This window comes from Aeromonas sp. SrichE-2G, assembly GCF_017939565.1.
GTDB lineage: Bacteria > Pseudomonadota > Gammaproteobacteria > Enterobacterales > Aeromonadaceae > Aeromonas > Aeromonas taiwanensis.
Map to the genome: position 1 here is coordinate 218,071 of NZ_JAGKRG010000005.1, position 8,155 is coordinate 226,225.

Annotated in this window: 8 protein-coding genes; 3 read left to right on the forward strand and 5 right to left on the reverse strand. The window is 45.2% G+C overall.

Features of this window, described 5'->3' with window-relative positions; genetic code table 11:
* Positions 1–530: 530 nt before the first annotated feature.
* The 4 genes from chrA to J9885_RS09830 form a co-directional block, all read right to left on the reverse strand.
* Positions 531–1,895: a chromate efflux transporter gene (gene chrA / locus J9885_RS09815; protein ID WP_210549184.1), complete on the reverse strand. Its 1,365-nt coding sequence runs from the start codon at positions 1,893–1,895 to the stop codon at positions 531–533.
* Complete coding sequence (locus J9885_RS09820; RefSeq protein ID WP_210549186.1) at positions 1,892–2,833, reverse strand: chromate resistance protein ChrB domain-containing protein; 942 nt, start codon at positions 2,831–2,833, stop codon at positions 1,892–1,894. The genes chrA and J9885_RS09820 overlap by 4 nt, the downstream gene beginning before the upstream one ends.
* Before the next feature lie 339 nt (positions 2,834–3,172).
* Positions 3,173–3,583 (reverse strand): H-NS family nucleoid-associated regulatory protein, encoded by a 411-nt coding sequence (locus J9885_RS09825; RefSeq protein ID WP_139700484.1) that lies wholly within the window; start codon positions 3,581–3,583, stop codon positions 3,173–3,175.
* Between the two features lie 352 nt (positions 3,584–3,935).
* Complete coding sequence (locus J9885_RS09830) at positions 3,936–4,235, reverse strand: hypothetical protein (protein WP_210549189.1); 300 nt, start codon at positions 4,233–4,235, stop codon at positions 3,936–3,938.
* Between the two features lie 497 nt (positions 4,236–4,732).
* On the opposite strand from J9885_RS09830, the gene J9885_RS09835 reads away from it, so the two are divergent.
* Positions 4,733–5,995, forward strand: coding sequence for an IS1380-like element ISEcp1 family transposase (locus J9885_RS09835; RefSeq protein ID WP_000608644.1), 1,263 nt, complete (start codon positions 4,733–4,735; stop codon positions 5,993–5,995).
* A 334-nt stretch (positions 5,996–6,329) separates the two neighbouring features.
* Positions 6,330–7,205, forward strand: coding sequence for an extended-spectrum class A beta-lactamase CTX-M-3 (locus tag J9885_RS09840; RefSeq protein WP_011091028.1), 876 nt, complete (start codon positions 6,330–6,332; stop codon positions 7,203–7,205).
* A 46-nt stretch (positions 7,206–7,251) separates the two neighbouring features.
* On the opposite strand, the gene J9885_RS09845 is transcribed toward J9885_RS09840, so the two are convergent.
* Positions 7,252–7,449 carry a hypothetical protein gene (locus tag J9885_RS09845; protein ID WP_024269775.1) on the reverse strand — a complete coding sequence of 66 codons (198 nt, stop codon included), beginning with the start codon at positions 7,447–7,449 and terminating at the stop codon, positions 7,252–7,254.
* Positions 7,450–7,682: 233 nt separating this feature from the next.
* On the opposite strand from J9885_RS09845, the gene J9885_RS09850 reads away from it, so the two are divergent.
* Positions 7,683–8,135: an antitoxin Xre/MbcA/ParS toxin-binding domain-containing protein gene (locus tag J9885_RS09850; RefSeq protein WP_210549190.1), complete on the forward strand. Its 453-nt coding sequence runs from the start codon at positions 7,683–7,685 to the stop codon at positions 8,133–8,135.
* The last annotated feature ends 20 nt before the right edge of the window (positions 8,136–8,155 follow it).

Below are 8,155 nucleotides of genomic sequence, written 5' to 3' on the forward strand. Positions count from 1 at the left end.
CATTTTTTGTTCGTGGGATACTTGTTCGCACTTTCCTTAAATGTTGACGCCATGATGTGTGCCGTCAGGCATATGAACGAATAGACTTAACCGACAGTCATGGCTCTCAACTAATCTTTTGAGTGATAACAAACCATCGAGAACATCGGTATCTATTGCAGGAACATCACCTGTACCGAGATTTGAAAGCAATTTAGTCACACTCAGACGTACCAGTTGCTCTTCGGCCAGCGCCTTGGCTCTCTGGACTACCTCTGGTGATTCAGATTCCAGTAGCTCATCTAGCGTTCTACCCATTGTTATAATACCTCCAAGTATTAGCATGACATTAGGGGATGGTAATTTAGCCATCCCCATTTTGTACAATCCCAGATGCTCACCGGACTGCTGATATCGCTGGCCCCATATCTGCAAGCATCCGTTTTACATGTCGCAAGGGAGGCCATGCAGGATGAGTGAGTTCGACTCTTGCCAAATATAAAAAACACCGAACCGATACTACAATCTCCGTAAAGCTTGGTCTCACTCTCTCACATTACTACCGTTTTTAATATCAATCCCAAGAGAGCACATACACAGATAACGTGGATGACGTTTCGCTTGAATTTAAACAAAGCTACCGCAGCACCAAGTGCAATTAAGGCTGATATCCAATCAAAGTGCTCACCAATACCCTGAGGCCACAGTACATGGTAACCAAAGAACAGCGCCAAATTGAGTATCACACCGACTACAGCAGCCGTGATCGCCGTTAACGGAGCAGTAAATTTGATGTCACCATGTGTAGATTCTACTAAGGGGCCACCTGCCAAAATAAAAATGAAGGATGGTAAGAAGGTGAACCAGGTGACAAGACTCGCAGCTACAGCACCAGCCAGAAAGAGTGCATCAGGGCCAAACAGAGCTTTAACATAGCCACCAATAAACCCGATGAACGCCACAACCATGATCAGCGGGCCTGGTGTTGTCTCACCTAGCGCCAAGCCATCAATCATCTGCGTTGATGATAGCCAGCCATAATGGCCGACAGCCCCCTGATAGACGTAAGGTAACACTGCATAAGCACCACCAAATGTCAGCAGCGCCGCTTTGGTGAAGAACCAGCCCATCTGTGTCAATGTATGATCCCAACCCAAGGTAGTAGTAAGCAGCCCCATCGGGATTAACCACAGCAAGGCACCGACAATCACTAATTGCAGTAATCTTCCCCATTTGAAGTGAGCATGGGATGGTATTGGTGTCTCGTCATCAATCAAAGCCGCACCGAAAGACTTATCGCTCTTATTGTGACCACCACCCGCTTGCCACTTCTCAGGATCAACACGACCACCGATAAAACCGATGAGTGCTGCTGCGGCAACAATCGCTGGAAATGGCACATTGAAAGCGAATATTGCAGTAAAGGATGCAACAGCTATTCCCCATAACCAGTTATTCTTGAGTGTGCGTGACCCTATGCGGTGAGCAGCCTGCATAACAATGGCGGTTACTGCGGGCTTAATCCCATAAAATAATCCCTCAACAGCAGGTACATCACCAAAGGCAATATAAAGCCAAGACAACGCGATCAAAATGAAGAGTGATGGGAGCACAAACAAGACCCCAGCGATTATGCCACCCCAGGTTCGGTGCATCAGCCACCCAATGTATGTCGCCAACTGCTGGGCTTCTGGGCCAGGCAGTACCATGCAGTAGTTGAGTGCGTGAAGAAAGCGCCGTTCCGACAACCAACGTCTACGTTCCACCAGTTCTTGATGCATGATGGCTATTTGTCCAGCAGGCCCTCCGAAGCTAATAAACCCGAGCTTGAGCCAGAAGATAAATGCCTGCCAAAACGAAACGCTTTGTGGCGGTGGTGGTGACGTTAAAGATTCTTGTTCGATAGTTTGCTTCATGCTGTTTCACTTCCCTGTTCGAACCCTGCCAATAAAGCATCAAAGGAGATAGATGCCATCGCTAAGAGTTGGTCGTCATTGTCAATCGTGGCCTTCATACCAGCCAACATGCGCTCTATTCCTATTGCCTCTGGTGGTTGAATACCACCGATATCAAGGAAATGAACCAACTGTCCTAACCGCATCATTGCGGGTTGAGTCAACCCAAAACTGGCGCTCAGGACTTCAAAGGTGACCTGATTACCAACGTGACTAAATTCAGCCCCATCGAAATCAAAACCCAAGACGTCATCTGGACAATCGTTAGCATTTTCTAGCCACAAAATGTGGGCTTGGGGATCTATAAAGCGGCGGATAAACCAAGCGCTAGCTAAACGGTCTACCCATGGACGATTACGTGTCGCCCATGTTCGTCCCTGATAATCCACGATGTGTCTATGTATCATTTCACCTTGGATAGCCTGAGGTTCATCTGGGCCTAATGCTCTGGCACATGATTGTTCAAGTTCAGATAACTTGGCGCTAACTTGGCTTCTAACCTCTCCAGGGAAAAAATCTATCTTGTTGAGCGATGTCATCGCTTTACGCAGTTTACGAGCATGCTTAATGCTGGCTTGCGCGGTTTGACTGGTTAATTGTGAAAGACACCTCTCAATGTCTTCATGCAATTGCATATAGTCTTCTCTGCGATCAAACAGTGGTGCGAACCGCTCGCCATCAGGGTCATGAACAGGCAGAAGATAAGCCGTGCCGTTGATTGCCAAGATGTCATGCTCAACCGCCTGAAAAGTCTCCAAGCAATCTTGGCTGTGGGGGAGCAAATATACGCCATCCCGCAACACAGCAGCTCCGCTTGCTTTCAAGGTACGCCAGGCGCGCATACGAGCGGTCGCATTGGCTGTTGGGAGGCCAATGACTAAGGCAAGCCAAGGCTTCATAGAGATACCTACATTTTTAGTAGCGATATCTACATTATGAGTGTCTTAAAGAAAAAAAGAAGAGGATATGAGGTCTCTGCGCAAAAATAATCAAATCAACTAAGGAAGTTTTATAAAGTAGGGTTTGTAACCATACTTGCATTAAAATTCAGCGTACTTCGCTTTCAATTTGGATGTTTTAAGCGAAGTTATAAATTAGAACGCATGGGGTGGGGAGTGCGACTCATTAGCGCCACGTATCGGAGGAGCACCAATTGAACTTGAGGATGTGTGGATATCAGTCCTGCTAGCGATAATCAAGTGATATGTAGCCCATGGATACACCATGGGCTAAGCAAGTTAGATCAGGAAATCTTCCAGAGTCTTGCCAGCCGCAACAGCGTCTGCAATGGCCTTGGGCATGCGCCCCTGGCCAGTCCATGTCTTCTCCTGACCGCCTTCGGTGTACTTGTATTTTGCAGGACGGGGAGCGCGTTTGGCTTTGTTGGCTGAACCATCAGCTTTCGCTGGAGCCGCAGTGCCAACCAGCTCACTCGGATCTATGCCCGCTTGTTTCAGCAGCTCGGTAAACTCAGCCAGTTTTTGCAGGCGTTCAGCTGACTCTTCTCTCAATTTGCTCTCTTGCTGCTCACGTTCGGCATAGATTTCGTCAAATTTGTCTTTAGCCTCGACCAACTGCTCATAAGACAACTCACGCAGTACAGCTCGCAGACTACGAATATTCATCAGTGTTTTCAAAAAATCGTTCATTGATAGCCTCATGTATCACATTTTTATATCATGAAAATTATCTCTCAATCTCAGCATCAGCTCCACTGTTTTTGGCACCAAGATGACTCAAAAAATAGCATCATTTAAAATTCGTGAGCTAAATTGCGTTTGGATCTACTTATTGGCCTAGCTCCAATCTGCTATGAAACTATGTAGCTAAAAATTAAATCCAAGTGGTAGTGAGCGTTGAGACCACCTCACCAGATGAGCCGATGAAGGATCTTGTTCGGCTCACGAAATGAGCCGATAGGACAATATCAATGGCTCACAGAATGAGTCGATGATAGGAAATAGTTCTCTCCACACAACCTCGAATATAGGGGCATACTATTCAGATTATCTCCCTATTAGAATAATCACGTCCAAATGTGTTTGGGTTTGCAGCCTCATAGTCATCGTCAAACATATGTTCCCCGCGATGCATCTCCCTCATTGTTGCGAGTATACCGAAAAAGCACATTTCACACAGATGCACCTTATAACGTTCACCATCGTGACGGGAACCATAGCCAAAATCCGCCGATAACGAGCCGTATTGATTGGTTCCAAAATTCGTTTTTGTACTACGACCACAGACATCACAGAGAATGTCAACGACCTGCTCTGTTGGCACAATTTCTTTTACGAGCATGCTAAGCTCCTAATCTGATGAGAATAGGAGTTATCATACGCGGACTGACTATATATGGTGCAACCTGTTATTGGTTACCTTTTGGTATCCATGCGAATAAGGGTTTTCACCTCAACAACAGTGGCTCCGATAGGAACACCTATCGAACTCAATAACTCGCCATTTTCAGTTCTGGTAACCTCGGGATCACCCTTATACCAACACCATTCTCGGCCAGTTTTTGTGTCGGCTGCCTCTAAGATGCCACAACGATAATCAAAATTGATGGTCACTGAATGTTCTCTCAGCTAGCTAGTGGTTATAGCATAGTACCTAGATTCTACGTCAGTACTTCAAAAAGCATAATCAAAGCCTTGATAAATATGCATTCCTTCGAAATTCAGCTTTCACCCATTGGGTGAAAGAAAAGTGCTCAAAAATATGTTAAATTATCAGCTTTTATGACTCGATATATGGTAAAATAATAGTAAGAAAAGTAGTAAAAAGGGGTTCTAATTATGATTAATAAAATTGATTTCAAAGCTAAGAATCTAACATCAAATGCAGGTCTTTTTCTGCTCCTTGAGAATGCAAAAAGCAATGGGATTTTTGATTTTATTGAAAATGACCTCGTATTTGATAATGACTCAACAAATAAAATCAAGATGAATCATATAAAGACCATGCTCTGCGGTCACTTCATTGGCATTGATAAGTTAGAACGTCTAAAGCTACTTCAAAATGATCCCCTCGTCAACGAGTTTGATATTTCCGTAAAAGAACCTGAAACAGTGTCACGGTTTCTAGGAAACTTCAACTTCAAGACAACCCAAATGTTTAGAGACATTAATTTTAAAGTCTTTAAAAAACTGCTCACTAAAAGTAAATTGACATCCATTACGATTGATATTGATAGTAGTGTAATTAACGTAGAAGGTCATCAAGAAGGTGCGTCAAAAGGATATAATCCTAAGAAACTGGGAAACCGATGCTACAATATCCAATTTGCATTTTGCGACGAATTAAAAGCATATGTTACCGGATTTGTAAGAAGTGGCAATACTTACACTGCAAACGGTGCTGCGGAAATGATCAAAGAAATTGTTGCTAACATCAAATCAGACGATTTAGAAATTTTATTTCGAATGGATAGTGGCTACTTTGATGAAAAAATTATCGAAACGATAGAATCTCTTGGATGCAAATATTTAATTAAAGCCAAAAGTTATTCTACACTCACCTCACAAGCAACGAATTCATCAATTGTATTCGTTAAAGGAGAAGAAGGTAGAGAAACTACAGAACTGTATACAAAATTAGTTAAATGGGAAAAAGACAGAAGATTTGTCGTATCTCGCGTACTGAAACCAGAAAAAGAAAGAGCACAATTATCACTTTTAGAAGGTTCCGAATACGACTACTTTTTCTTTGTAACAAATACTACCTTGCTTTCTGAAAAAGTAGTTATATACTATGAAAAGCGTGGTAATGCTGAAAACTATATCAAAGAAGCCAAATACGACATGGCGGTGGGTCATCTCTTGCTAAAGTCATTTTGGGCGAATGAAGCCGTGTTTCAAATGATGATGCTTTCATATAACCTATTTTTGTTGTTCAAGTTTGATTCCTTGGACTCTTCAGAATACAGACAGCAAATAAAGACCTTTCGTTTGAAGTATGTATTTCTTGCAGCAAAAATAATCAAAACCGCAAGATATGTAATCATGAAGTTGTCGGAAAACTATCCGTACAAGGGAGTGTATGAAAAATGTCTGGTATAATAAGAATATCATCAATAAAATTGAGTGTTGCTCTGTGGATAACTTGCAGAGTTTATTAAGTATCATTGCAGCAAAGATGAAATCAATGATTTATCAAAAATGATTGAAAGGTGGTTGTAAATAATGTTACAATGTGTGAGAAGCAGTCTAAATTCTTCGTGAAATAGTGATTTTTGAAGCTAATAAAAAACACACGTGGAATTTAGGTTTCATTCTGGCGACGTCCGTATTTGCCTTTCGGAAGCATAAAATCGGACGCGTTGTGGCTCGCTTCAGGTAAAATATTGACTATTCATGTTGTTGTTATTTCGTCTCTTCCAGAATAAGGAATCCCATGGTTAAAAAATCACTGCGCCAGTTCACGCTGATGGCGACGGCAACCGTCACGCTGTTGTTAGGAAGTGTGCCGCTGTATGCGCAAACGGCGGACGTACAGCAAAAACTTGCCGAATTAGAGCGGCAGTCGGGAGGCAGACTGGGTGTGGCATTGATTAACACAGCAGATAATTCGCAAATACTTTATCGTGCTGATGAGCGCTTTGCGATGTGCAGCACCAGTAAAGTGATGGCCGCGGCCGCGGTGCTGAAGAAAAGTGAAAGCGAACCGAATCTGTTAAATCAGCGAGTTGAGATCAAAAAATCTGACCTTGTTAACTATAATCCGATTGCGGAAAAGCACGTCAATGGGACGATGTCACTGGCTGAGCTTAGCGCGGCCGCGCTACAGTACAGCGATAACGTGGCGATGAATAAGCTGATTGCTCACGTTGGCGGCCCGGCTAGCGTCACCGCGTTCGCCCGACAGCTGGGAGACGAAACGTTCCGTCTCGACCGTACCGAGCCGACGTTAAACACCGCCATTCCGGGCGATCCGCGTGATACCACTTCACCTCGGGCAATGGCGCAAACTCTGCGGAATCTGACGCTGGGTAAAGCATTGGGCGACAGCCAACGGGCGCAGCTGGTGACATGGATGAAAGGCAATACCACCGGTGCAGCGAGCATTCAGGCTGGACTGCCTGCTTCCTGGGTTGTGGGGGATAAAACCGGCAGCGGTGACTATGGCACCACCAACGATATCGCGGTGATCTGGCCAAAAGATCGTGCGCCGCTGATTCTGGTCACTTACTTCACCCAGCCTCAACCTAAGGCAGAAAGCCGTCGCGATGTATTAGCGTCGGCGGCTAAAATCGTCACCGACGGTTTGTAATAGCGGAAACGGAATGGGGAAACTCATTCCGTTTTTGTTTATCGCCTTAGACGGCAAAAGTGCTGTCGCCCACCTGCGCTTGCGCATACCAGGCCATAAGCTCCGTGGTTCCTGGTTCTCCTTCCGCTGGAGCCCAGTGCGCATAGTCATCGGCAGCCACGGGTTGATAGCCACCGTGTTTTACTTCAAAAATTATGCCACCGGTATCCAGCGACAGCACGGCATGCCAGGTTCCTGCGGCCATCTCCAGCACCGTACAGGTTTCCCCTAGTAAATATATGAGAATTCAAGTCTCATAAAGACCCCAGATAGAATTATGCACAGAGATTCACGAAAAAGTTGGTATTGCCCGAATGGGGCGCTTCAACCTCTGTATCCTGTGCCTCATCCAACAAAGTCCTCAGATCCATCGCCATCGCCACATGGAACAGATAGGATAAGGTAATCTGGTATCGTAGGTTCAGGGGAGATTTCATCATGTCCTATGCGAGTTATCATCCAGGTAAGGCTACGGCCTCTACTAAGACAATATTTGACTCTCTTGGCATACCGAGTGACCCGTTGGGGGCACATCTATGGATCGTGGCTGGCGTAGCTCCTGGCAGCATTCATCGACTGGCTGAATTGATGAGTGCAGACATAGTTTGGATATGCCGCCTAGCAGGCATTAGCCGCCACACTGTTGCTCGCAAGCTGAGGATTGGGGCACCCCTATCAATCTCTCAGGGTGCGAGGGTATACGGCGTTGTACAGGCCCTCAATGCGGCACTATCCCTCAACAAGAACGATACTGCCAAGGCGTTGTCATGGATAAACAGACCAGCCTGGGGCCTTGGTGGCGTGGCTCCAGCCACATTGCTGAATACACCGATGGGGGTTCAGGCTGTTGTGAATTTGGTGGGACGGATTAGGCATGGGGTTTGCGTATAAGCAATAAGTCGGGGGGGGGG